This is a genomic window from Legionella yabuuchiae (assembly GCF_900640115.1).
GTDB classification, from domain to species: Bacteria; Pseudomonadota; Gammaproteobacteria; order Legionellales; family Legionellaceae; genus Legionella_A; species Legionella_A yabuuchiae.
In genome coordinates this window covers 1-1,486 of the sequence record NZ_CAAAIW010000059.1, presented here as the reverse complement: position 1 = coordinate 1,486, position 1,486 = coordinate 1, and the positions used below count along the sequence as shown (strand labels likewise).

The window sequence follows — 1,486 nt, the reverse complement described above, 5'->3', positions numbered from 1 at the left end:
GTTAGTGCATCATTAGTTCTGTAAATTATTTTTGATTGGCGGAGTGGCCAACCATTTTCTACTCTTTTATTTGGATAATGAAAGAGAATAAAAAATGATTAAGCCACAAGATGATATTAGTCTAACCAGCCAACTTTTGGAACTATTATCTGGAGAGGACGGCGCTATAGGGCGTGCGTTGGAGCTAGTTTTTAATCAAGCGATGCTTTTAGAGCGTCAGCGGCACTTAAACGCTAGTGCTTATGAACGCAGTGACGAAAGAACAGGCTATGCCAATGGCTTTAAGCCCAAAAGCCTCAAAACGCGCTCTGGTGTTCTTGAGCTCAAAGTTCCACAAACACGAGACGGTTTTTATCCTAGCTGTATTGATAAAGGATTGCGCTCTGAACGAGCCTTGAAGGTTTCTTTAGCCGAGATGTATCTTCAGGGGGTTTCAACTCGTAAAATGGCCGCAATTACAGAAAAGCTCTGTGGTTTTGAAATCACTAGTAGTGACGTTAGCAGGCTGACTAAAGAGCTAGATGATGAATTTGAGCGTTGGAGAAATCGTCCGCTTGGCAAATATCGTTATCTTTGGCTCGATGCACGGTATGAAAAAGTCCGTCATGATGGCCATATTATAGACTGTGCGGTGCTTGTTGCTAAAGGTGTGAATGAAGAAGGTAAGCGCGAGATACTTGGTGTTTCAGTAAGCTTATCAGAGGCAGAAGTTCATTGGAGAAATTTTTTACAGTCTTTGCTTCAGCGTGGCTTGCACGGTCTGGAATTAATCATATCTGATGCACACAAAGGGCTGCGCGCTGCTAGACGAAGTATTTTTTCTGGGGTTAGTTGGCAGCGCTGTCAATTTCATCTTCAGCAAAATGCCCAGGCTTATGTTAACAGCTTGAAACAGCGAGCTGAGCTTGGCGAAAAAATACGTGATATCTTTAATGCAGCTTCTTTGAGTGACGCTGAGCGGTTATTAAAAGCCGCTGTTGAACACTATTCAAAGGGAAATCCAAAGCTGGCAGAGTGGTTAGAGCAAAACATACCAGAGGGTTTTGCTGTCTTTAGTGGTAACATTCCCAAAAATCATAGGAAGCGATTACGAACAACCAACCCACTGGAGCGGTTGAACAGGGAGATAAAGCGACGAACTCGCACGGCTTGTTTGTTTCCAAATGAAGCTGCTTGTCTTCGTTTGGTCACAGCAGTTGTGATGGAAACCTCTGAAGAATGGTTGTTGGGTAAGACGTACTTAGCTTTACAATAGTACCTGCTAAAGTAAATAGCCGACTTTGATTAGGTTAAGCGTGAAAAGAATCGCCTGGTCGACTATTTGCTTTAGCAGGTTGACAAGCCCACTACAAAGTTTGAATATCTGTTTAAGCTCCCAGGCGCGTCAGCTAACAGGTGTTATTATTGGGTGACGCAAGAATTTGACCTCTTGCGTTGGGTATACCGGAAAGAGTAGAGAAATTTACAGAAGAAAAGTTGCTTTATC

General features: G+C 43.0%; 1 protein-coding gene. It reads left to right on the top strand.

What is annotated here, in order from left to right; genetic code table 11:
* Positions 1 to 94 precede the first annotated feature (94 nt).
* The gene (locus tag E1O47_RS12020; RefSeq protein ID WP_133131474.1) at positions 95 to 1,255 is read left to right on the top strand and encodes an IS256 family transposase; all 1,161 of its coding nucleotides are present in this window, start codon (positions 95 to 97) and stop codon (positions 1,253 to 1,255) included.
* The last annotated feature ends 231 nt before the right edge of the window (positions 1,256 to 1,486 follow it).

What these genes read in the sequence shown, in the direction of transcription:
- E1O47_RS12020 (WP_133131474.1), top strand. Translation starts at nt 95, where the DNA reads ATGATTAAGCCACAAGATGATATTAGTCTAACCAGCCAACTTTTGGAA.